This window comes from Streptomyces sp. NBC_01334, from assembly GCF_035983595.1.
Lineage (GTDB): Bacteria > Actinomycetota > Actinomycetes > Streptomycetales > Streptomycetaceae > Streptomyces > Streptomyces coriariae.
This window is the reverse complement of the sequence record NZ_CP130718.1, coordinates 2,219,854-2,243,006: the sequence shown is the minus strand read 5'-3', so window position 1 is coordinate 2,243,006 and position 23,153 is coordinate 2,219,854. Positions and strand designations below refer to the sequence as shown.

Below are 23,153 nucleotides of genomic sequence, written 5' to 3'. Positions count from 1 at the left end.
CGACAGCCGTCGCCGGCGCAGCGGCCGAAGTCGAGGAAGCGGCGCCTGGTGAGCAGCGGCATGCGTTCCCCCTTCGTCTCGTTCTGCGGGATGCTGGTATCGCCCTGCGGATGCAGGTGCTGGACTCTAACACTCGTTTCCGGACACCCGACGGGGTGTCTCGAACTGTGGTTCGCTCACCGTCCCTCGACGGTTCTTCGAGGTCATGTACGGTGTCGAACACCATTGGAACATCAGGAGCGTCCCGTTATGTCCCAGGAACTGCGCGCCGTCGAGTGGACCGGAACCGGCCTCGCGCTGATCGACCAGACCGCTCTCCCGCACCGCACAGCGACCGTCGACGTCCACGATGTGGACACCCTGGTCGACGCGATCCAGCGGCTGGTCGTGCGCGGCGCCCCCGCGATCGGCGCGGCGGGCGCCTACGGCGTCGCGATCGCGCTCATGGAGGGTGAGCGCGAGGGCTGGACGGCCGACGAGATACGCAAGGCCGTCGCCCGCGTCCGCGAGGCCCGCCCGACCGCCGTGAACCTCATGGTGTGCGTGGACCGGGTCATGACCCGCTTCGACGAGGGGCTCGACGCGGTCCTGGCGGAGGCGGCCGCGGTGCAGCGCGAGGACGTCGAGGCCAACCGCGCGATGGGCGCGTTCGGCGCGGACTGGCTGCTGGAGCGGGTCGGCGCGGACCGCCCGCTACGGATCCTGACGCACTGCAACACCGGCGCGCTGGCCACCGCCGGCTGGGGCACCGCCCTCGGTGTCATCCGCGAACTGCACGCGCGCGGCCGCCTCGAGGTCGTCTACGCCGACGAGACCCGCCCGCTGCTCCAGGGGTCGCGCCTGACCGCCTGGGAGCTGGTCCAGGAGGGCATCCCGCACTTCGTCCAGGCCGACGGGGCCGCCGCCGGCACCATCCTGCGCGGCGAGGTCGACGCGGCGATCGTGGGCGCCGACCGCATCGCGGCCAACGGCGACACCGCCAACAAGGTCGGCACCGTGGGGGTCGCCCTCGCCTGCGCCGACGCGGGCATCCCGTTCCTGGTGGCGGCGCCCACCACCACGGTCGATCTCTCGACGCCGGACGGCGCCGCCATCCACATCGAACTCCGCGGCGAGGACGAGGTGCTGGAGTGGGCCGGGGTACGGACGGCGCCCGCCGAGTCGCGTGGCCACAACCCGGCGTTCGACGTCACGCCGGGCCGGCTGGTGACGGGCCTGGTGACCGAGCGGGGCGTACTGGAGGTGTCCTCGGGGGAGTTGCCCGGGGACCGGCTGCGCTGAGCACACCGGCTGCGCCGGACACACCGAAGGCCACGGTCGAGGGACCGTGGCCTTCGGTGTGTCTCGCGAGCGTTCCTGGCGGGTCCCTCGGGGTCAGCGCCGCGTCAGCTCCAGCTCCAGGAGCCATTCGACGACTTCGGTGTGGTGACGGGCCTGGCGCGGGGTGTCGCCCCACACGTACAGGCCGTGCCCCGCCACGACCACCGCGGGCATCCGCGGTTCGCGGGCCGCCTCCAGCCGGTCGCCGAGGACCTTCATGTCCTGGCTGTTGGCGATGACCGGCAGCGTCACCTCGACGTCGTGCGCGGGCTGGCCGACGCCCTTGAGCATCTCGATGTCCTTGAAGACGATCCCGCCCGGGTGCCGGTGGCCGAGCGCCACGGAGGCCACCGTGTGCACGTGCACGACCGCGCCCGCACCGGTCAGCTCGGCCACGCGCGCGTGCAGTTCGGCCTCGGCGGACGGCTTGCCCTCGTGCACGGCGGCGCCGTTCCCGTCCACCAGCACCACGTCCGCGGGGGTCAGTTCACCCTTGTCGTGACCGCTCGCGGTGACCGCGAGCCGCAGCGGGTCGCGGGTGAGCACCACCGACAGGTTGCCGGAGGTGCCGCGCATCCAGCCGAAGGAGGCGAAGCGGGCGGACTCGGCGGCGAGGACCGCCCCGGCCTCCTCCAGGTCGAGTGCGGTGAGGTCGGCGGTCATGAAGTGCTCCTGGAGTTGCTCACGGTGATCTCGTCGAACGTCCCCGCCTGCGCGTGGTCGCCGACGCCCTGCTCGAAATACGGTTCCCCCGGCCGCCGGACGCCGACGGTGTGCCAGCCGGCCTCGCGGGCCGCGTCCAGCTCGCCGGGCCGGTCGGAGAGGAACAGCGTCCGGTCGGCCGCCACTCCGGTCGCCCCGGCGATACGGCGGTACGACTCCGGCTCCTGCTTGGGGCCGGCGTTCTCGGTGTCGTACAGCCCGGACAGGAGCGAGGTGAGGTCGCCCGCCGGGCTGTTGGCGAACCACGCCCGCTGGGCGGACACCGCACCCGACGAGTAGACGTACAGCCGCAGCCCCGCCGCGTGCCAGGCGCGCAGCCGCGGTACGACGTCGTCGTAGAAGTGCGAGACGAGGTCGCCGCGCGCGAAGCCCTCGGACCAGACGACGCCCTGCAGGCTCTTCAGCGGGGTCGCCTTGCGGTCCTCGTCGAGCCAGGCGTTCAGCGTCTTCTCGATCGCGGCCGCGTCGGCGTCCGGCTCGCCCGTCAGTTCACGTACCTGCGCGATCGCCCGTGCCACCGCGGGCTCCTCGGCCCGCTCGGTGAGCAGCTCGGCGAAGCGGGCGCGGGAGTACGGGTACAGCACGTCCACCACGAAGCCCGTGGCGCTCGTGGTGCCCTCGATGTCGAGCACCACGGCGTCCACGTCGTACGTCGGGCCCGGCACGCTCACGCGGCGGCCCGGTCGGCCTCGTAGCCGGCCGCGATCGTGTCGTAGTCCGGGAAACGGCCGGCGATGGTGGAGCCGGTGAAGCTGCCGATCCAGCCGTCCTCCTCGTGGAAGAAGCGGATCGCCGTGAACGAGGGGTTGGTGCCCATGTCGAACCAGTGGGTGGTGCCGCGCGGCACGCCCAGCAGATCGCCCTTCTCGCAGAAGACCGCGTGCACCTCGCCGTTCACGTGCAGGTAGAAGATGCCGGAGCCGGAGACGAAGAAGCGGACCTCGTCATCGTCGTCGTGGGTGTGTTCCTGGAGGAACTTCTCGCGGGCCGCCTTCGCCTTCGCCGGGAACTCCGGGTCGTCGCTCGGGTGCAGACCGAGGACGTCGACGGTGGTGAAGCCCTCCTGCGCGTTCAGCTTCTCGATCTCCGGGCCGTACGCCGCGAACACCGTCTCGCTGTCGGCGTCGAACGGCACGTCCGCGCGGACCGGCCACTGTTCGTAGCGCACGCCCAGCGGCTCGAGGGCCGCGGCGATCTCGACGGGGTCGGAGGTGCGGCGGACCAGGGTCTCCGGGCCGGACTCGGACCAGGTCGTCAGCAGCGTCATGGAAGCAACTCCAGGCTTCTGGGAGGGGTGTCCGGATACCGAGACGGATCGGACGGGGAGGTGAAAGGGAGAGGCGGGCGGCGGGGACGGTCACTCAGCCGCGACAAGGCGCGCCGGGACAGCGCCGCATGCGGGGCATGCGCAGCGCGTTCGCGCGGTATCTGGTCATCGGGGCCTCACTGTGCCGGGTGGGATGCCGGTTCCGTGATGGTAACTCCCGGCGGCGCGTCCCCTGCCTGTGACGTAATCGTTGTCTCGAATATTGAGATGTGGTGTCCATTCCTTTGACGGGTGGCTGAAATCGTTCTCATGATCTGCATATGAAGACGCTGCTGCTCGTGCGGCGGCTGTACGTGGACTTGCTCCGGTCGACCACGGCCAGCTGTCGCTGACCCCTCCCGGAGCTCCGACGCGCCCCCGTTCCCGGGGCGCTCCCCGCCACGCGCGGTGGCTCGTTCCCGTCCTTCGCTCCGGGCTCACGCACCCCTGCTTCGCCTCCCCTCCGCCCCACCCCTCTGCGTCACCTTGCACCTGGAGCCCCTCATGTCCCGTGTCCGTCTGCCTCTCGCCGCGCTCTCGCTGGCCTCCGTCTCCGCCCTGGTCCTCTCCGGCTGCGCGCAGTCCACGGACGCCTCGAAGGACACCGGCAACGCCGCCGCCTCGGCCTCCGCCGCCACCGGCAAGAAGCCCGCCCCCTTCAGCGCGGGAGCGGTCAAGGTGGCCCTGGTCCGGCAGAGCGGCGCCGGCGACTACTTCGAGCAGTGGGGCAACGGCGCGAAGGCCCAGGCCAAGGCGCTCGGTATCGACCTGACCGTGTACGACGCCCAGGCCGACAACGCCAAGCAGGCCACCGACCTGTCCTCGGCGATCAACTCCGGGGCGAAGGCGATCATCATCGACCACGGCTTCCCGGCGACCATCCAGCCGGAGATCGACAAGGCCGTGAAGAAGGGCATCAAGGTCGTCGTATACGACGTCGAGACCGCCACCGAGGGGGTCGTCTCCACCAAGCAGGACGACGCGAGCATGGCCCAGGCGGTCCTCGACGTGATGGCCAAGGAGGTCGGCAAGAACGCCAAGGTCGGCTACGTCAACGTGGCCGGCTACGCGGCCCTCGACAAGCGCGACAGCGTCTGGAAGTCGACGGTGACCTCGCAGGCCTGGAAGCAGCAGTTCAAGGTCGGCAAGGTCACCGACTCCACGGCCACCGACAACGTTCCCCTCGTCTCCGCCGCGCTCACCCAGCACTCCGACGTGGTCGGCGTCTTCGCGCCCTACGACGAGCTGGCCAAGGGCACCGTGCTCGCCGTGCAGAACAAGAAGCTCCAGGACAAGGTGAAGGTCTTCGGCGCCGACGTCTCCAACGCCGACATCCAGCAGATGACCGCCGCCGACAGCCCCTGGGTCGCCACCGCGGGCACCGACCCGTCCGCCGTCGGCGCGGCCGTCGTCCGCACCACGGCGCTGGAGCTGGCCGGTCAGCTGAACAAGACCTCCGTCGAGTTCCCGGCCGTCGCCATCACGCAGGACTTCCTGCGCGAGAAGAAGATCGCGAACATGGACCAGCTGCGGGAGGCGCTGCCCGCGCTGAACCTGTCGCAGGTCTCCACCGCGGACTGGATCTCGAATGTCGCCCACTGAGTCCGGCCCTTCGCGGGCCGTCCCGGCGGTCGGTCTCACCGACGTCAGCATGGCCTTCGGCGGCAAGACGGTGCTCGCCTCCGTGACGCTGGACATCGCACCGGGCAGCGTGGTCGCGCTGCTCGGCGCGAACGGCGCCGGCAAGTCCACGCTGATCAAGATCCTCTCGGGCGTCCACACGGACCACGGGGGAGAGGTGCGCGTCGACGGCACCCCGGTCGCTCTCGCCTCGCCGCTGGCCGCCCGCCAGCTGGGCATCCAGACCGTGCACCAGCGGATCGGCGAGGGCATCGTGCCCGGCCTCACGGTCGCCGAGAACCTGGTCTTCGAGGAGCTCGCGCAAAAACGCGGCAACCCGTTCCTGAGCGGCCGCGGCACGCTCGCCCGGGCCCGCGAGATCCAGGCCGGCCTCGGCCTGGACTGGAGCGAGCAGGTGCTCAAGCAGGACGTCGGCGAACTCGGCATCTCCGACCGGCAGTTGCTGATCCTGGCCCGAGCGCTGGCGACCCGCCCCCGGCTGCTCATCCTCGACGAGCCGACCTCCGCGCTCTCCGCCGCCGAGGCGCAGCGGCTGTTCGCGCTCGTCGAGCGGATGCGCGAGGACGGCATCGCCGTGCTCTACGTCTCCCACCGGCTCGGCGAGATCGACGTGCTCGCCGACCGGCTGGTCGTCCTGCGCGACGGTCTGCTCACCGAGGACCAGGCCAGACCCTTCGACTGGGACGCGGCCCTGCGCGCGATGTTGGCCCAGGCCCAGGAGGTGACGACCGCCCGCCCCGTCAGGGAAGGAGCCGAAGGGGAGGTCGCCCTCTCGCTGCGCGGCGTCCGCCTCTTCGAGGGCCGCACCCCTCTCGACCTCGACCTGCGCGCCGGGGAGGTCACCGGCGTCGTGGGCCTGCTGGGCGCGGGCAAGACCGAGCTGGCGCGCGGCCTGTTCGGCGCGGAGCCCTTCGCCACCGGCACCGTCGCACTGGACGGCACGGCCTACGCGCCCCGCCGCCCCTCCGACGCCATCCGCGCCGGCGTCCACCTCGTCCCCGAGGACCGGCACGCCGACGCCCTGGTGCCCGGCTGGTCGGTCGCGCGGAACATCTCGCTGCCGTTCCTGAAGTCCTTCTCCCGGGCCGGTCTCATGAACCGGTCGCAGGAGGACGCCCTCGGCCGCGAGACGATCGACGCCCTCGGCGTCGTCACCCGCGACGAGCACAGCACGGTCGAGGAACTGTCCGGCGGCAACCAGCAGAAGGTCGTCGTCGGCCGCTGGCTGGCCCACACGCCGCGCGTCCTCATCCTGGACGAACCGTTCCGAGGCGTGGACATCGGGGCGCGGCGCGACATCGGCCGCCGGGCCCGTGCCCTCGCCGCCGAGGGCGCCGCCGTCCTCGTCCTGTCCGCCGACGTCGACGAGGTCCTGGAGGTGGCCGACCGGGTCGTCGTCCTCGCGGCCGGTGAGGTCCACCTCGACGCGTACGGCGAAGACGCGGAACGCGACCGCGTGATCCAGACCATCTCGGCGTCCGTCTGATGCCGGCCCGCCCCCACGAAGGCCCAGGAATCACCCCATGACCACCACCCAGAGCACCGAGGTCCCCACCAAGGCGGCGATCCGGCCGGCGACCACCACGGCGGTGCGCGTCCAGAACGCCGTGATCAAGTACGGCTTCATCTTCGTGACGGTCGCGCTGTTCCTGTACTTCGCGCTGAGCGAGGGCTCCTTCCGCGAGTCGGCCACCCTGCTCGACACCCTGCGGTACGTCTCCGTCGCCGCCATTCTCGGTCTCGGTGTCACCCTCACCATGGCCGTCGGCGGAATGGACATGTCCGTCGGGGCCGTCGCCGGACTGGGCGTCTCCGTCGCCGCCCAGACCATGGTCGTCTTCAACCAGGTCGGCACGGTCGCGATCCTCGCGGTGCTGGTGGCGGGGGCGCTCGCCGGCCTGCTCAACGCCCTGCTGATCGTCGTGCTGAAGATCCCCGACATGCTCGCCACGCTCGGCACGATGTTCGTCATCCAGGGCAGCAAGCTGATCCTCGTCGACGGCCAGTCGATCACTCCGGGCATGACGATGTCCGACGGATCGACCGCGCCCGGCAGGTTCACCGACGGCTTCCTGAAGATCGACCGCGGCACGGTTCTCGGCATCCCGATCTCCGTGCTGATCTTCGGCGGTCTGACGGTCGCCGCCTGGGTCTTCCTCGCCCGCACCCGCTGGGGCCGCGTCCTCTACGCCATCGGCGCCAACCCCGAGGCCTCCCGGCTGGCCGGCATCAGGGTCGGCGCCTACCGCGCACTGGCCTACGTCATCTCCGGCGTCCTCGCCTCGGTGGGCGGGCTCATCCTGGCGTCCAGGATCGGCCAGGGCGACGTGTCGGCCGGCACCTCCCAGCTGCTGGAGGCGGTGGCGGTGGCACTCGTCGGCACCTCCGTCCTGGGCCGCGGCCGGCCGAACGTCTGGGGCACGGCCCTCGGCGCGGTGCTCATCGGCATCATCACCACCGGCCTGACCATCAAGGGCCTGCCGTACTACACGCAGGACGTCGTCGAGGGCGTGGTGCTGATCCTCGCCCTGGTCTTCAGCTTCACCCTGTCCAAGCGCCGCACCGCATAAGGGAGTTCACGACCATGGGCTACCGCATCCTGGAGACCGACGACATCCCCGCCTACCTCGGCGAGCGGGGCCACTGGGAGGACCTCGCGGACATCCGGGTCCGGGAGGTGTCGGACGGCAACATGAACCGGGTGTTCCTTGCCTCCTCCGCCGACGGCACCCGCAGCCTCGCCGTCAAGCAGGCCCTGCCCTGGGTCCGCGTCGCCGGTCCCTCCTGGCCGATGAACCCCGACCGCGCCGACGCCGAGGCCCGCGCCTACGAGCAGGTCGCCGAGGTCGCCCCCGACAAGATCCCGGTGGTGCACGGCTACGACCCCGAGAACTACGCCCTCGTCATGGAGGACATGTCCGACCTCGAGGTACTGCGCACGCTGCTCAACGAGGGCGTGGCCTACGGCCCGCACACCTCGGCGAGGATCGGCGAGTTCGTGGCCCAGTTCTCCTTCGCCACCAGCGACTTCGGCATGCCGTCCGCCGAACGCAAGGCGCTGATCGCGGCCTCCGTCAGCCCGGAGCTGTGCAAGATCACCGAAGACGTCGTGCTGTCCGAGCCGTACGTCGAGCACGAACACAACCACTGGCATCCCGGCCTCGACGACCTGGCCGCGGCCTTCCGCGCCGACACCCGGCTGCGCACCGAGGTCGCCGACCTCCGCCACACCTTCATGACCAGCGCCCAGGCACTCCTGCACGGCGACCTGCACACCGGCAGCGTGATGGTCGGCAGGCGCGAAGGCGCGCCCGTGGTACGGGTCTTCGACCCCGAGTTCTCCTTCGTCGGCCCCATCGGCTACGACCTGGGCCTCTACTGGGCCAATGTGCTGGTCTCCGAGGAACGGGCGCGGGCGCTGGGCGCGCTGTCCGACCACGCCGACCAGCTCCGGCTCTCCTGGGAGGCGTTCGAGGCCGAGTTCCGCCGTCTGTGGCCGACCCGCGTGGACGCCTTCTTCGACGACGCCTTTCTCGACCGCTTCCTGCGCCGTCTCTGGACCGACGCCGTCGGCTACGCGGGCACGGAGATCGTCCGCCGCATCATCGGCTTCGCCCACCTGACCGACCTGACGACCCTGCCCGACCCGGTGCCCGCCTCCCGGCGCGCGCTGTTGCTGGGGCGCGAACTGATCGTCCGCCGCGAGGAGCTGACGGACGTCGCGGCGGTACGGGCGGTCGTGGAGTCGCTCGGCTGACCGGCCTCGGGGGGTGGCCGCTCACTCGGCGTCGAACCACTCCCTGCCGGCCGCCCAGTGCGCGACCCAGCCCGCGAAGCCGGGCGCGGACGTCGTATGGCCGAACTCCGCGCCGAACGGCATGGCACCCACGTCGGTCACCTGCCAGATCTGCCCCCGATGGAGGCCGGTGACGACGAGATGCCAGTTCATGGCGCACCCGTCCGTCCCCAGCACGACGGAACCGTGGTTGAGCACCTGGTCGATGACCGCCTCGGGGTCCTCGTACGGCCCGTCGTCCTCCTCCCACAGCCACGCCGCCGTGAGGGGGAACGGCTTGGCCAGGTCTCGCTCGGCCCCGTCGTCGCCCCAGTCCGAGGGCAGCTCGGCCAGCCCCACGAGTCCGTACTCCGGCGGCCCCTGGAACGACCCGTCGGACACCTCCGCCACGAACGTGCGGTACGGCTCCGGCAGCACCACCCCGTGCTCCGCCTCGAAGGCGCGCACCGCGTCCCAGCCGAGCGCCGACTCCCCGCCGTCGTCCACGGCGAAGGCCGCCCGCAGGGCCGCCGACTCGGCGGGATCCGCCTGATCGATGTTCATGTCCCCAGGAAAACACCCGGCACCGACAACCGGACCGCCACGAGGGCGGACAGGCATGCGGAAGGGGCGGCTCCATAGGGGTGGAGCCGCCCCTTCCTGTTCCGGCCCCGGTACGGAGGGGCCGTCCCTGACACCGGCCCCGGTCAGGGGAGCAGGCCGGCGGAGGGTCTTCCGGAGGGTTTCCCGGGTGACCGGGCCCTACTTCTTGTCGAGCAGGTCCTGCACCTTGCCGCGGACGTCGTCCGTGGCGAGACCGCGGATCGTCAGCGTCGTACGGCGGCGCAGCACGTCGTCCGCCGTCTGAGCCCACTCGTTGTCGCGGGCGTAGACGACCTGCGCCCAGATCTCGGGGGCGTCCGGGTGGACGCGCGCGCCCAGCTCGGGGTTCTCGTTGGCCAGCCGCGCGATGTCGAAGGCCAGCGAGCCGTAGTGGGTGGCCAGGTGCCTGGCGGTGTCGGCCGCCATGCGCGGGCCGGGCGCCGGGTTGTCGACCAGCAGCCGGTGGGCGACCGCGCGCGGGTTGGCGACGCCGGGCAGCGGCAGCTTCTTCGGCAGCGAGGAGATCGGCTCGAAGTCGTCGCCCAGCGGGTGGCCGGGCAGCGCCTCCAGCTTCTGCATGACCGTACGGCCGATGTGCCGGAAGGTCGTCCACTTGCCGCCGGCGACGGACAGCATGCCGCCCCTGCCCTCGGTCACGACGGTCTCGCGCTTGGCCTTCGCCGTGCTGCCGGGACCGCCCGGCAGCACCCGCAGACCCGCGAACGAGTACGTGATGAGGTCACGGTCGAGCTGCTGGTCGCGGATGGAGAACGCGGCCTCGTCGAGTATCTGGGCGGTGTCCTTCTCGGTGACCGCGACGTCCGCCGGGTCGCCCTCGAACTCCTCGTCGGTGGTGCCGAGCAGCAGCATGTCCTCCCAGGGGAGGGCGAAGGTGATGCGGTACTTGTCGATGGGGGTCGCGAGCGCGGCCTTCCAGGGGGCGGTGCGCTTCAGGACCAGGTGGGCGCCCTTGGACAGGCGGATGGACGGAGCCGCGTTCGGGTCCTCCATCCTGCGCAGGTGGTCGACCCACGGACCGGTCGCGTTGAGCACCAGCCGGGCACTCACGCCGAACTCGTCACCGGAGAGCCGGTCGCGCAGCTCGGCGCCGGTGACCCGGCCCTTGGTGAAGCGCAGCCCGGAGACCTCGGCGTGGTTCAGGACGACGGCGCCCGCCTCGACGGCCGCGCGGACCGTCATCAGCGCCATGCGCGCGTCGTTCATCTGGTCGTCGCCGTACACGGCCACGGCCTTGAGGTTGTCGGTGCGCAGCTCGGGCACGTCCTGCGCGGCCTTGGCCGGGGACAGGAGGTGACCGACGCCGTCGCCGAACGCCGACAGCGCGGAGTAGGCGAAGACGCCCGCCCCGAGCTTCGCCGCGCCGTGCGGCCCGCCCTTGTACACGGGGAGGTAGAACGTGAGCGGGTTCGCCAGGTGGGGGGCCACCTGGCGGGAGACCGCACGGCGCTCGAAGTGGTTCTCCGCCACCAGCTTCACCGCGCCGGTCTGCAGGTAGCGCAGACCGCCGTGGAGGAGCTTGGAGGAGGCGGAGGAGGTGGCGCCGGCGAAGTCGCCGGCGTCGACCAGAGCCACCCTGAGCCCGGACTGCGCGGCGTGCCAGGCGGTGGAGATGCCCAGGATGCCGCCGCCGATGACGAGAAGGTCGAACGACGCCTTGGAGAGCTGTTCCCGGGTCTCGGCGCGGCTCGGGTTCGAGCCGGACGCCGGGTGCGTCCCCAGGGCAGGCACGGACTTCAGGGTGGTCTGACTGGTCATGTGGGGTTCTTACTCCTCGTCCTCGAGCCAGCCCATGGTCCGCTCGACGGCCTTGAGCCAGCTCTTGTACTCACGGTCGCGGGTCTCCGCGTCCATGCGGGGGGTCCACTCGGCGGCCCGGCGCCAGTTGGCGCGCAGATCGTCGGTGCTGGTCCAGAAGCCGACGGCCAGGCCGGCGGCGTAGGCGGCGCCGAGGCAGGTGGTCTCGGCGACCATCGGGCGCACCACGGGGGCGTCCACGAAGTCCGAGAGCGTCTGCATCAGCAGGTTGTTGGAGGTCATGCCGCCGTCGACCTTGATCGCCGCGAGCTCGACGCCGGAGTCCTTCGTCATGGCGTCGGTGATCTCACGGGTCTGCCAGGCCGTGGCCTCCAGGACGGCGCGCGCGAGGTGCGCCTTGGTGACGTACCGGGTGAGGCCGGCGATCACACCGCGGGCGTCGGAGCGCCAGTACGGGGCGAACAGACCGGAGAAGGCCGGCACGAAGTAGGCGCCGCCGTTGTCCTCGACCGAGAGCGCGAGGGTCTCGATCTCGGCGGCGGTGGAGATCAGGCCCATCTGGTCGCGCATCCACTGCACCAGCGAACCGGTGACGGCGATCGATCCTTCGAGGGCGTAGACCGCCTTCTGGTCGCCGATGCGGTAACCGACCGTGGTCAGCAGGCCGTTGTAGGAGTTGACCGGCTTCTCACCGGTGTTCATCAGCAGGAAGGTGCCGGTGCCGTAGGTGGACTTGGCCTCGCCCTCCGCGAAACAGGTCTGGCCGAACAGGGCCGCCTGCTGGTCGCCGAGCGCGGAGGCGACGGGGATCCCGCCGAGCAGGTCGCCCAGCTTGCCGCCGGTGATCTCGCCGTACACCTCGGCGGAGGAGCGGATCTCCGGGAGCATCGCGAGCGGGACGCCGATGGACTCGGCGATCTTCTCGTCCCACTCCATGGTGTGCAGGTTCATCAGCATGGTGCGGGAGGCGTTGGTGACGTCGGTGACGTGCCGGCCGCCGTTCACACCGCCCGTCAGGTTCCAGATGACCCAGCTGTCCATGGTGCCGAAGAGGATGTCCCCGGCCTCGGCGCGCTCCCGCAGACCCTCGACGTTGTCGAGCAGCCAGCGGGCCTTGGGGCCGGCGAAGTACGAGGCCAGCGGCAGGCCGGTCTCGCGCCGGAAGCGGTCCTGGCCGACGTTGCGGCCCAGCTCCTTGCAGAGCGCGTCGGTGCGGGTGTCCTGCCAGACGATGGCGTTGTGGACGGGCTCACCGGTGTTCTTGTCCCACAGCAGCGTGGTCTCACGCTGGTTGGTGATGCCGATGGCCTTGATGTCGTCGCGGGTGATGCCGGCCTTCGCGATGGCGGAGGCGACGACCTCCTCGACGTTGGTCCAGATCTCGGTGGCGTTGTGCTCCACCCAGCCCGGCTTCGGGAAGATCTGCTCGTGCTCCTTCTGGTCGACGGAGACGATACGGCCGTCCCGGTCGAAGACGATGCAGCGCGAGGAGGTGGTGCCCTGGTCGATGGCGGCGATGAAGGGGCCGGCGGTGTGCGCGTCGGTCACGGTGTGCTCCTGGGTTTCCGTGGTGAGGGGGCTGTCTGTACGGCGCTGCTGACTACGCGGTGTGGCTGGTGCTCTTAAGCAAAAGCGACGTTGTAGATACCCGCAGCGATCGCGCCGCCGATCAGCGGACCGACCACCGGGATCCAGGCGTAGCTCCAGTCGGAGCCGCCCTTGTTGGGCAGGGGCAGGAGGGCGTGCACGATGCGCGGACCGAGGTCACGGGCCGGGTTGATCGCGTAACCGGTCGGGCCACCGAGGGACAGACCGATCGAGACGACCACCAGCGCGGTGATCAGTGCGCCCAGGTTGCCGAGGCCGTTGCCCTTGTCGTTCAGGCCCTGCGTGAGCACGGCGAGGACGAGCACGATGGTGCCGATGATCTCCGTGGCGAGGTTCTGCCAGACGACCCGGACCTCCGGGCCGGTGGAGAAGACGCCCAGGACCGGGCCGGCGCCCTGTTCCCGCGCCTCGACCGACTTGGCCTTCGCGGTCTCCGCCTCCGGCTCGCCGACGATCTCCTTGTCGGTGAGGTGCGCGTGGAACTGGCCGTAGTAGGCGATCCAGACCAGGGTGGCGCCGATCGCGGCACCGAGCAGCTGCCCGGCCCAGTAGACCGGAACGTTGCTCCAGTCGTCGTCCTTGATGGCGAGCGCGAGGGTGACCGCAGGGTTGAGATGGGCGCCCGAGAGGGGCGCCGAGGTGTAGACAGCCGTCAGAACGGCGAAACCCCACCCGAAGGTGATGGCGAGCCAGCCGGCGTTACGGGCCTTGGAGGCCTTCAGCGTGACGGCGGCGCAGACGCCACCGCCGAGCAGGATGAGTATGGCGGTACCGATGGTCTCGCCGATGAAGATGTCGGAGCTGGACACCCGCGACTCCTTTGTCCTTCGTCCAGGGAAGCCGAACCCCGGGTCCCGCCGGGGGTTCGAGCGCCCTCGGGGGTGAGAGCGATGCCGGCCTTTGGCGTTGTCACACTCTAGCGCGTATTGCCGTTAGGTGTTCGACAATGTCGACCGATGGACGGGAGTCTTGCCGCGGTGTTACGTGTGCGTCAAGAGTGTTGTTATCGAAAGTGCGATCGTTATTGATCGCTGCGAGTTATCGATCTTCGCGCCAGTGCGCACGCACTCGCACTTTTTGACCGTTTCGAACATCTATCTCCGCGTATGACGAAGGCCGGAAACGTCGAGGGACGTCCCGGCCTGCTCATACGTACTTCTCAGAAAGGGGGAGGTGCGAGCGGTGGGCCGCTCAGAAACGACCGGCGCCCAGGTCGCGCGAGACCGCGCGGGCGCAGTCCCGTACCGCGGCGATCAGCTCGGGGCGCACCTCGCCGTCCCGGCCCAGCCGCTCCACCGCGCCGGTGATGCCGACCGCGCCCACGGGCATGCGCCGCCGGTCGTGGATGGGCGCGGCGATGGAGGCGACGCCCTCCCAGGTCTCCTCGACGTCGGCCGCGTAGCCCCGCGCGCGGGTCAGGTCGAGGACCCGCTCGAAGGCCTCCGGTTCGCACACCGTGCGGTCCGTGAACGGCTTGCGCTCGGCCTCCAGGACCTCGCTGTGCGCGACCGGGTCGTAGGCCGCCAGCACCTTGCCCAGGGCCGTGGAGTGCAGCGGCTGCATCGCCCCGATCTCCAGCACCTGCCGGCTGTCGTCGGGCCGGAAGACGTGGTGCACGATCAGCACACCCTGCTGGTGCAGCACCCCCAGGTGGACGCTCTCGCCGCTGGACCGGGCCAGGTCGTCCGTCCATACGAGGGCACGCGCGCGTAGCTCGTGCACGTCCAGGTAGGTGGTGCCCAGGCGCAGCAGCTCCGCGCCCAGCTGATACCGCCCGGAGGCGTCGTCCTGCTCGACGAAGCCCTCCTGCTGGAGGGTGCGCAGGATGCCGTGGGCGGTGGCCTTGGCCAGGCCGGTGGACGAGGCGATGTCCGACAGGCCCAGTCGCCGCTCGCCACCGGCGAGCAGCCGCAGCATCGCGGCCGCACGTTCGACCGACTGGATGTTCCGTGCCATCGCCGTCCTGCCTCCGTCCCCTGGACCGTCCACGCACGGCATCAACTGCCGCCGTTCGGCAATGTCGAACACTACCGGTCGATGCCGACCTCTCGCTAATGTTCGGTCGATACGTGTTACGCCATTCGCCTCCACGGAGTGACGCGGCCGTCGCACGCTCGTGCTCCGGTCGTGCCCGGCTCGTGGCCGCCCTGTGAAAGGCCGCCACGCGCGTCCGTCCCGTGGACGCCCCTGACCATAAGGCCTCCGTCCCGGCTACCCTGACGGCGTGCGCTCGTCTCGGGAAGGCTTTCTGCCCGCATCCTGAGGTGACGCAAAGCCGACAGCCGTCGCATCTGAGGGAGCCCTTTCATGGCCTCTGTGCCGCCGACCCCTTCCGCCGACAGCCGGACCCGTGTGTCCGAGCTCCGAGAGGCGCTGGCCACCCGCGTGGTGGTGGCCGACGGAGCCATGGGCACCATGCTCCAGGCCCAGGAGCCCACCCTCGAGGACTTCGAGCAGCTCGAGGGCTGCAACGAGATCCTCAACGTCACCCGGCCGGACATCGTGCGCTCCGTGCACGAGGAGTACTTCGACGCGGGCGTGGACTGCGTCGAGACCAACACGTTCGGCGCAAACCACTCGGCCATGGCCGAGTACGACATCTCCGAGCGGGTGTTCGAGCTGTCCGAGGCGGGCGCCCGTATCGCCCGTGAGACCGCCGACGCCTTCGCCGGACGCGACGGACGCACGCGCTGGGTGCTGGGCTCGATCGGCCCGGGCACCAAGCTGCCCACCCTCGGCCACATCGCCTACGGCACCCTGCGCGACGGCTTCCAGGCCAACGCGGAGGGTCTGCTGGCCGGCGGCGCGGACGCCCTGATCGTGGAGACCACGCAGGACCTGCTGCAGACCAAGTCCTCCGTTCTCGGCGCCCGGCGCGCCATGGAGGCGACCGGCGTCGAGGTGCCCCTGCTGGTCTCGATGGCGTTCGAGACGACCGGCACCATGCTCCTCGGCTCGGAGATCGGCGCGGCCCTGACCGCCCTCGAGCCCCTCGGCATCGACATGATCGGCCTGAACTGCTCGACGGGCCCCGCCGAGATGAGCGAGCACCTGCGCTATCTGGCCCGCCACTCCCGCACCCCGCTGCTGTGCATGCCCAACGCCGGTCTGCCGATCCTCACCAAGGACGGCGCGCACTTCCCGCTCGACGCCGAGGGCCTGGCCGACGCCCAGGACACCTTCGTGCGCGACTACGGGCTGAACCTGGTGGGCGGCTGCTGCGGTACGACGCCCGAGCATCTGCGGCAGCTCGTGGAGCGCGTGCGGGGGGCCTCGCCCGCCGAGCGGCAGCCGCAGCCCGAGCCCGGCGCCGCCTCGCTGTACCAGACGGTGCCGTTCCGGCAGGACACCGCCTACATGGCGATCGGTGAGCGGACGAACGCCAACGGTTCGAAGAAGTTCCGTGAGGCGATGCTGGAGGGCCGCTGGGACGACTGCGTGGAGATGGCCCGGGACCAGATCCGCGAGGGCGCGCACATGCTCGACCTGTGCGTGGACTATGTGGGCCGCGACGGTGTCGCGGACATGGACGAGCTGGCGGGCCGGTTCGCGACGGCGTCCACGCTGCCGGTCGTCCTGGACTCCACGGAGGTCCCGGTCATCCGGGCGGGTCTGGAGCGGCTCGGCGGCCGCGCGGTCATCAACTCCGTCAACTACGAGGACGGTGACGGCCCCGAGTCGCGTTTCGCCAAGGTGACGGAGCTGGCGCGGGAGCACGGTGCCGCGCTGATCGCGCTGACCATCGACGAGGAGGGCCAGGCCCGCACGGTCGAGACGAAGGTCGCCATCGCCGAGCGGCTCATCGAGGACCTGACGGTGAACTGGGGCATCCAGGAGTCGGACATCCTCATCGACACCCTGACGTTCACGATCTGCACCGGTCAGGAGGAGTCCCGGGGCGACGGCATCGCCACCATCGGGGCGATCCGTGAGCTCAAGCGGCGCCGCCCCGACGTGCAGACCACCCTGGGCCTGTCGAACATCTCCTTCGGTCTGAACCCGGCCGCGCGGATCCTGCTCAACTCGGTCTTCCTCGACGAGTGTGTGAAGGCGGGCCTGGACTCGGCGATCGTGCACGCGTCGAAGATCCTGCCCATCGCCCGGTTCAGCGAGGAAGAGGTCACCACCGCCCTCGATCTGATCTACGACCGCCGGGCCGAGGGCTATGACCCGCTGCAGAAGCTGATGGCGCTGTTCGAGGGTGCCACCACCAAGTCGCTGAAGGCGGGCAAGGCGGAGGAGCTGGCGGCGCTGCCGCTGGACGAGCGTCTCAAGCGGCGGATCATCGACGGCGAGAAGAACGGCCTGGACGCCGACCTCGCCGAGGCCCTGCGGACCCGCCCCGCCCTCGACATCGTCAACGACACGCTCCTGGACGGCATGAAGGTGGTCGGTGAGCTGTTCGGTTCCGGCCAGATGCAGCTGCCGTTCGTGCTGCAGTCCGCCGAGGTCATGAAGACCGCGGTGGCCTACCTCGAGCCGCACATGGAGAAGTCGGACGCGGAGGGCAAGGGCACCATCGTGCTGGCCACGGTGCGCGGCGACGTCCACGACATCGGCAAGAACCTCGTCGACATCATCTTGTCCAACAACGGCTACAACGTCGTCAACCTCGGCATCAAGCAGCCGGTCTCCGCGATCCTGGAGGCCGCCGAGGAGCACCGGGCCGACGTCATCGGCATGTCGGGCCTGCTGGTCAAATCCACGGTGATCATGAAGGAGAACCTGCAGGAGCTGAACCAGCGCAAGATGGCCGCCGACTACCCGGTCATCCTCGGCGGCGCCGCCCTGACCAGGGCCTACGTCGAACAGGACCTGCACGAGATCTACCAGGGCGAGGTCCGCTACGCCCGCGACGCCTTCGAGGGCCTGCGTCTGATGGACGCCCTCATCGGCGTCAAGCGGGGTGTGCCCGGAGTGCAGTTGCCGGAGCTGAAGCAGCGCCGGGTCCGCCCGAGCGCCGCCGCCGTCGAGACCGAGGAACGCCCGGAGGAGGGCCACGTCCGTTCCGACGTCTCCACCGACAACCCCGTCCCGAAGCCGCCGTTCGAGGGCACCCGCGTCATCAAGGGCATCCAGCTCAAGGAGTACGCCTCCTGGCTCGACGAAGGCGCCCTCTTCAAGGGTCAGTGGGGCCTGAAGCAGGCCCGCACCGGCGACGGACCGAGTTACGAGGAGCTCGTCGAGACCGAGGGCCGGCCCCGGCTGCGCGGCCTGCTGGACAAGCTCCAGACCGACAACCTCCTCGAGGCGGCCGTCGTCTACGGCTACTTCCCCTGTGTGTCCAAGGACGACGACCTGATCGTCCTGGACGAACAGGGCAACGAACGCACCCGCTTCACCTTCCCCCGCCAGCGCCGCGGCCGCCGTCTGTGCCTGGCCGACTTCTTCCGCCCGGAGGAGTCGGGGGAGACCGACGTCGTCGGCTTCCAGGTCGTCACCGTCGGCTCCCGCATCGGCGAGGAGACCGCGAGGCTGTTCGAGTCGAACTCCTACCGCGACTACCTCGAACTGCACGGCCTGTCCGTGCAGCTGGCCGAAGCCCTCGCCGAGTACTGGCACGCGCGCGTGCGTTCCGAACTCGGCTTCGCCGGCGAGGACCCGGCCGACGTCGAGGACATGTTCGCCCTGAAGTACCGCGGCGCCCGCTTCTCCCTCGGCTACGGCGCCTGCCCCGACCTGGAGGACCGCGCCAAGATCGCCGAGCTGCTCCGGCCCGAGCGGATCGGCGTCCACCTGTCGGAGGAGTTCCAGCTCCACCCCGAACAGTCCACGGACGCCATCGTGATCCACCACCCCGAGGCGAAGTACTTCAACGCACGGTGACGCAAGCGTGCCACTGAGCACACTGATCGGATAAGTCGTACACTGGTCGGTCCACCGAAGGCCGGTTCCCCACTGGGGGAACCGGCCTGCTCGTCCCTCAAGGAGGTATGTGGATGACCAGTACGGTTCCCGCGCCAGTAACCCGTACGGCCGAGGGCTCCGCCCTGGAGGCCGTGCTGCTCGACATGGACGGCACCCTGGTGGACACCGAGGGCTTCTGGTGGGACGTCGAGGTCGAGATCTTCGCCGGCCTGGGCCACACCCTCGACGACTCGTGGCGCCATGTCGTGGTCGGCGGCCCGATGAGCCGCAGCGCCGGGTTCCTGATCGAGGCGACCGGGGCCGACATCGACCTCGCCGCGCTCACCGTCCTGCTCAACGAGGGGTTCGAGGACCGCATCACCCGCGCCCTGCCCCTGATGCCGGGCGCCGCCCGGCTCCTTGCCGAGCTGGCCGAGCACGAGGTGCCCACGGCCCTCGTCTCCGCCTCCCACCGGCGCATCATCGACCGCGTCCTCACCTCGCTCGGCGCCGACAACTTCCGCCTGAGCGTGGCCGGCGACGAGGTACCGCGGACCAAGCCGTACCCCGACCCCTATCTGTTCGCGGCCGCCGGACTCGGCGTGGACCCCACCAGATGCGCCGTCATCGAGGACACCGCGACCGGGGTCGCCTCGGCCGAGGCGGCGGGCTGTCACGTGGTCGCGGTGCCCTCCGTGGCACCGATCGCGCCGTCCCGCGGGCGCACCGTCGTCCCCTCGCTGGAACAGGTCGACCTGGCATTTCTGCGGGACCTGATGCCGCTCCGATGATCGGCACAGCGATCATTGGTGATCGGCCGATGACGGAAATGCGATAGGCGTTCACCCAGCGTGCACCGCCGATAACAAGGAATTCGGCGGGTGTACGCGCGGTGGAATTCCGATCTTCGGCAGGGCCCGGGCGGCGGCTGAATTCCGCTCTGCCCGAACCCTGTATCGCATGTGACGTTCCCCACCCGTCCGGGGGTCGACAGTTGACTCTCCGTGTGCATGACGCCCCGGCGGGGAGGGCTCGGGCGCGTCCTTGTGTCCCGATTGATGGGTGGCTGTACGAATCCTTCCACTGATCATTGTTCAGTGCGTCCGCGACCGGTTTCACAGCGTGATGGAGTTTCAACTCCGGTGGCCGCGAACCCTCGTGCTGGTGCGGACTAATCTCATCGCGAGAACCTCGCCCTAACCCCGTGATCCGCCGCGACACCCCTGCATGCCGGGTACACGGACTCGACAGCTCTGGAGAAACTCGAGCATGAACCGCAAGACTTTGGTGCTGCCGGCCGTGGTCAGTCTGCTCGCGCCCGTACTCGCCGCCTGCGGCGGGTCCGACGGCGGTAGCGGCAGTGGGGACGCCATCGTCATGGGCACCACCGACCGGTTCACCGTCACCAAGGACGCCCCGGCGCCGCTCGACCCGGCGTACTCCTACGACGTCGGCACCTGGAACATCCTGCGCCAGACCGTGCAGACCCTGATGATCCAGCCCAAGGGCGAGGGTGAACCCGTCCCGGAGGCGGCCCAGAGCTGCGGCTTCACCGACACCGGCAACGAGCGCTACGCCTGCAAGCTGCGCAGCGGCCTCAAGTTCGCGAACGGCGACGCGGTCACCGCCGAAGACGTCAAGTTCTCCATCGAGCGCGCCCGCACCATCAAGGCCGACTCCGGCGTGTTCGCCCTGCTGTCCACGATCGACACCATCGAGACGCAGGGTGACAACGAAGTCATCTTCCACCTCAAGACCGCCGACGCCACTTTCCCCTTCAAGTTGTCGACTCCGGTCGCCGGCATCGTCAACCCCGACGACTACGAGAAGGACAAGCTGCGCGACGGCTTCTCGATCGACGGGTCCGGCCCCTACACCCTCAAGGCCGAGACCGACGGCGACGAGATGAAGAAGGCCGTGTTCACCAAGAACCCCAACTACAAGGGGACGCTGAGTGTGAACAACGACCAGGTCGACATGGTCTCGTACGAGGACGCCGACGACATGGGCACCGCTCTCGAAAAGGGCGACATCGACCTGATGACCCGCACCATGTCGCCGGAGCAGATCCAGAAGCTCTCCGAGGCCTCCGCGACCGGGGACATCAGCCTCGTCGAACTGAACGGCCTCGAGATCCGCTACCTGGCCTTCGACACCACCGACCCGGCGGTCAAGTCCAAGGCCGTGCGCCAGGCGATGGCCCAGGTCATCAACCGCAGCGCGCTCGTCTCCGAGGTGTACGGCTCCCAGGCCGAGCCCCTTTACTCGCTGGTCCCGGCCACGCTCACCGCCCACTCCAACTCGTTCTTCAACACCTACGGCGACCCGAGCGTCGCCAAGGCCAAGGCCCTGTTGGAAGACTCGGACATCACCACCCCGGTGAAGCTGACGCTGAACTACACGACCGACCACTACGGCCCGGCCACCAAGCAGGAGTTCGAGGTGCTGCAGAAGCAGCTCAACGACAGCGGCCTGTTCGACGTCAGCATCAAGGGCACCGCCTGGGACGCGTTCGTCCCGGCCGAGCGCAAGGGCGAGTACGCGGTCTACGGCATGGGCTGGTTCCCCGACTTCCCCGACGCCGACAACTTCGTCGCCCCGTTCCTCGACAAGGACAACTTCCTCAAGTCCCCGTACTCCAACGCGGACATCATCGACAACCTGATCCCGGCCTCCCGCCGCGAGGCCGACCGCCTCAGCGCCGCCAAGAACCTGACCGAGATCCAGGACATCGTCGCCAGGGACGTCCCGGTCCTGCCGCTGTGGCAGGGCAAGCAGTACGTGGCCGCGAACAACGACGTCACCGGCACGGCCTACGTGCTGAACTCCTCCGCGACCCTTCAGCTGTGGGAGCTCGGCCACGGCGTGAGCAACTGACGCACCCCCTCCGGGGCCCGGGACGGCGGCCCCGGTGTGCAGAGAAACGACGACAAGGCTTTTTGTGAACATGCGTAACCAGTGGCCAGTCCTGCCGATCGTGGCGGGACTGGCCTCCGGCCTGTTGACCGGCTGTGGCACCCAGAGCGGGGGCTCCGGGGGCGACGCCTCCTCCGTGGTCCTGGGAATGTCCGACGACGTTCTGGCCACCGACCCCGCCTCCGGCTACGACCCGGGCTCCTGGCTGTTGTTCAACAACGTCTTCCAGTCACTGCTCAGCTTCCCCAAGGGCGGCACCGAACCCGAACCGGACGCGGCCCGGGAATGCTCCTTCACGGACACGCGGACCCAGGTCTACACGTGCACGCTGAAGGACGGCCTGAAGTTCAGCAACGGTGACGCGCTCACCTCAGAGGACGTCAAGTTCTCCTTCGACCGCATGCTGAAGATCGACGACGCCGCCGGCCCGGCCATCATGTTCCCCATGCTCGACAAGGTCGAGACACCCGACGCCAAGACGGTCGTCTTCCGGCTCAAGGTCCCCGACGCCACCTTCCCCAGCAAGATCGCCTCGGGCGCCGGCTCCATCGTCGACCACGAGGAGTACGAGGCCGACAGCCTGCGCGAGGACGGCGCCGCCGTCGGCTCCGGTCCCTACAAGCTGGACTCCTTCGGCGACGACGAGGCCGTCTTCTCGGTCAACGACAACTACCGGGGCAGCGCCGGCGAGGCCGACAACACCGGCGTCACCCTGAAGTTCTTCGGCGGCGACCAGAAGGCCCTGAAGCAGGCCCTGCTCGGCAACGAGATCGACATCGCCTACCGGGGCCTCACCGCCGCCGACGTCTCCGACATCCAGCAGAGCACCGCCGACGGGGGCGCCGAGGTCGTCGAGGGCAGCAGCGCCGAGGTCCAGCACCTCGTGTTCAACATGGACGACCCGGTCGCCGGAAAGCTCGGCGTCCGCCAGGCCATCGCCCACCTGATCGACCGCGAATCCCTGATCAAGGACGTCTACGAGGGCACCGCCGACCCTCTCTACTCGATCATCCCGGCCGGTATCGCGGGCCACAACACCGCCTTCTTCGACCGCTACGGTGCCCGCCCCTCCCGGGCCGCGGCCGCCGCCGCGCTCGCCGACGAGGACATCACCGACAAGGTGAAGCTCACCCTCTGGTCCACGCCGACCCGCTACGGCCCGGCCACCGACCAGGAACTGAAGGCGATCGCGGCCCAGCTGAACGCCAGCGGTCTGTTCGACGCCGACGTCCGCTCCGTCGCCTACGGCCAGTACGAGAAGGACGTCGCCGCCGGCAAGTACGGCGTCTACGTCAAGGGCTGGGTGCCCGACTACCCGGACGCCGACAACTTCACCTCGCCCTTCTTCGGCAAGGGCAACGTGCTGAGCAACAACTACGCCAACACCGCCATCACCGGCACGCTCATCCCGCGCACCGCCGCGCAGAGCGACCGCACCGCGACCGACACGGACTACGCCGAGCTCCAGAACATCGTCGCCGAGCAGGTGCCCGTGCTGCCCCTGTGGCAGGCCAAGCAGTACGCGGTCGTCGGCGAGAACGTCTACGGCCTGGAGAACTGCCTGGACGCCTCCACGGTGTTCCGCTTCTGGGAACTCAGCAAGAGCTGACGACCCGACAGCCACACGCAGGAAGGCGC

The 23,153-nt window shown here is 69.8% G+C and carries 17 protein-coding genes; 9 read left to right on the top strand and 8 right to left on the bottom strand.

All coding sequences use genetic code 11. The features are described 5' to 3' along the window. The first annotated feature begins 249 nt into the window (after positions 1-249). A complete protein-coding gene (mtnA, locus tag OG736_RS10170; RefSeq protein ID WP_327182140.1) occupies positions 250-1,281 on the top strand; it encodes an S-methyl-5-thioribose-1-phosphate isomerase in 1,032 nt (343 codons plus the stop codon). A 93-nt stretch (positions 1,282-1,374) separates the two neighbouring features. On the opposite strand, the gene mtnB is transcribed toward mtnA, so the two are convergent. Genes mtnB through OG736_RS10155 form a run of 3 tightly spaced genes read right to left on the bottom strand, consistent with a single transcriptional unit; the run spans position 1,375 to position 3,310 of the window. Then, complete coding sequence (gene mtnB / locus OG736_RS10165; RefSeq protein ID WP_327182139.1) at positions 1,375-1,983, bottom strand: methylthioribulose 1-phosphate dehydratase; 609 nt, start codon at positions 1,981-1,983, stop codon at positions 1,375-1,377. Then, positions 1,980-2,714: an acireductone synthase gene (gene mtnC, locus OG736_RS10160; RefSeq protein WP_327182138.1), complete on the bottom strand. Its 735-nt coding sequence runs from the start codon at positions 2,712-2,714 to the stop codon at positions 1,980-1,982. Before mtnC ends, mtnB begins: the two co-directional genes overlap by 4 nt. Next, a complete protein-coding gene (locus OG736_RS10155) occupies positions 2,711-3,310 on the bottom strand; it encodes a 1,2-dihydroxy-3-keto-5-methylthiopentene dioxygenase (protein WP_054239378.1) in 600 nt (199 codons plus the stop codon). The genes mtnC and OG736_RS10155 overlap by 4 nt, the downstream gene beginning before the upstream one ends. 543 nt (positions 3,311-3,853) lie before the next feature. Here OG736_RS10155 and OG736_RS10150 point away from each other — a divergent pair. From OG736_RS10150 to mtnK, 4 genes are read left to right on the top strand one after another with little or no spacing between them, the layout of a single operon-like run. Continuing rightward, positions 3,854-4,951, top strand: a complete 1,098-nt coding sequence (locus tag OG736_RS10150; RefSeq protein WP_327182137.1) for a substrate-binding domain-containing protein — start codon at positions 3,854-3,856, stop codon at positions 4,949-4,951. Further along, positions 4,938-6,476 (top strand): sugar ABC transporter ATP-binding protein, encoded by a 1,539-nt coding sequence (locus OG736_RS10145; protein ID WP_327182136.1) that lies wholly within the window; start codon positions 4,938-4,940, stop codon positions 6,474-6,476. The genes OG736_RS10150 and OG736_RS10145 overlap by 14 nt, the downstream gene beginning before the upstream one ends. 37 nt (positions 6,477-6,513) lie before the next feature. Then, positions 6,514-7,560, top strand: a complete 1,047-nt coding sequence (locus OG736_RS10140; RefSeq protein ID WP_327182135.1) for an ABC transporter permease — start codon at positions 6,514-6,516, stop codon at positions 7,558-7,560. Between the two features lie 14 nt (positions 7,561-7,574). Further along, positions 7,575-8,747, top strand: a complete 1,173-nt coding sequence (gene mtnK / locus OG736_RS10135; RefSeq protein ID WP_327182134.1) for an S-methyl-5-thioribose kinase — start codon at positions 7,575-7,577, stop codon at positions 8,745-8,747. A 21-nt stretch (positions 8,748-8,768) separates the two neighbouring features. Here mtnK and OG736_RS10130 read toward each other — a convergent pair whose 3' ends face one another. The 5 genes from OG736_RS10130 to OG736_RS10110 form a co-directional block, all read right to left on the bottom strand. Continuing rightward, the gene (locus OG736_RS10130) at positions 8,769-9,329 is read right to left on the bottom strand and encodes an SMI1/KNR4 family protein (protein ID WP_267020763.1); all 561 of its coding nucleotides are present in this window, start codon (positions 9,327-9,329) and stop codon (positions 8,769-8,771) included. A 198-nt stretch (positions 9,330-9,527) separates the two neighbouring features. Beyond that, positions 9,528-11,144, bottom strand: a complete 1,617-nt coding sequence (locus tag OG736_RS10125) for a glycerol-3-phosphate dehydrogenase/oxidase (protein ID WP_327182133.1) — start codon at positions 11,142-11,144, stop codon at positions 9,528-9,530. 9 nt (positions 11,145-11,153) lie between these two features. Beyond that, positions 11,154-12,692: a glycerol kinase GlpK gene (glpK, locus tag OG736_RS10120; RefSeq protein WP_020128308.1), complete on the bottom strand. Its 1,539-nt coding sequence runs from the start codon at positions 12,690-12,692 to the stop codon at positions 11,154-11,156. Positions 12,693-12,766: 74 nt separating this feature from the next. Beyond that, on the bottom strand, positions 12,767-13,561 hold the full coding sequence (locus OG736_RS10115; RefSeq protein ID WP_327182132.1) for an MIP/aquaporin family protein: 795 nt from the start codon (positions 13,559-13,561) through the stop codon (positions 12,767-12,769). A 382-nt stretch (positions 13,562-13,943) separates the two neighbouring features. After that, complete coding sequence (locus OG736_RS10110; protein WP_314224154.1) at positions 13,944-14,708, bottom strand: IclR family transcriptional regulator; 765 nt, start codon at positions 14,706-14,708, stop codon at positions 13,944-13,946. 351 nt (positions 14,709-15,059) lie between these two features. On the opposite strand from OG736_RS10110, the gene metH reads away from it, so the two are divergent. The 4 genes from metH to OG736_RS10090 all read left to right on the top strand — a co-directional run bounded on the left by metH (position 15,060) and on the right by OG736_RS10090 (position 23,124). Continuing rightward, positions 15,060-18,578 (top strand): methionine synthase, encoded by a 3,519-nt coding sequence (metH, locus tag OG736_RS10105; protein WP_327182131.1) that lies wholly within the window; start codon positions 15,060-15,062, stop codon positions 18,576-18,578. Between the two features lie 113 nt (positions 18,579-18,691). Further along, positions 18,692-19,390 carry an HAD family hydrolase gene (locus OG736_RS10100; protein WP_327182130.1) on the top strand — a complete coding sequence of 233 codons (699 nt, stop codon included), beginning with the start codon at positions 18,692-18,694 and terminating at the stop codon, positions 19,388-19,390. Positions 19,391-19,868: 478 nt separating this feature from the next. Next, on the top strand, positions 19,869-21,476 hold the full coding sequence (locus OG736_RS10095; RefSeq protein ID WP_020128313.1) for an ABC transporter substrate-binding protein: 1,608 nt from the start codon (positions 19,869-19,871) through the stop codon (positions 21,474-21,476). Between the two features lie 64 nt (positions 21,477-21,540). Continuing rightward, the gene (locus OG736_RS10090) at positions 21,541-23,124 is read left to right on the top strand and encodes an ABC transporter substrate-binding protein (protein ID WP_327182129.1); all 1,584 of its coding nucleotides are present in this window, start codon (positions 21,541-21,543) and stop codon (positions 23,122-23,124) included. Positions 23,125-23,153: the final 29 nt, after the last annotated feature.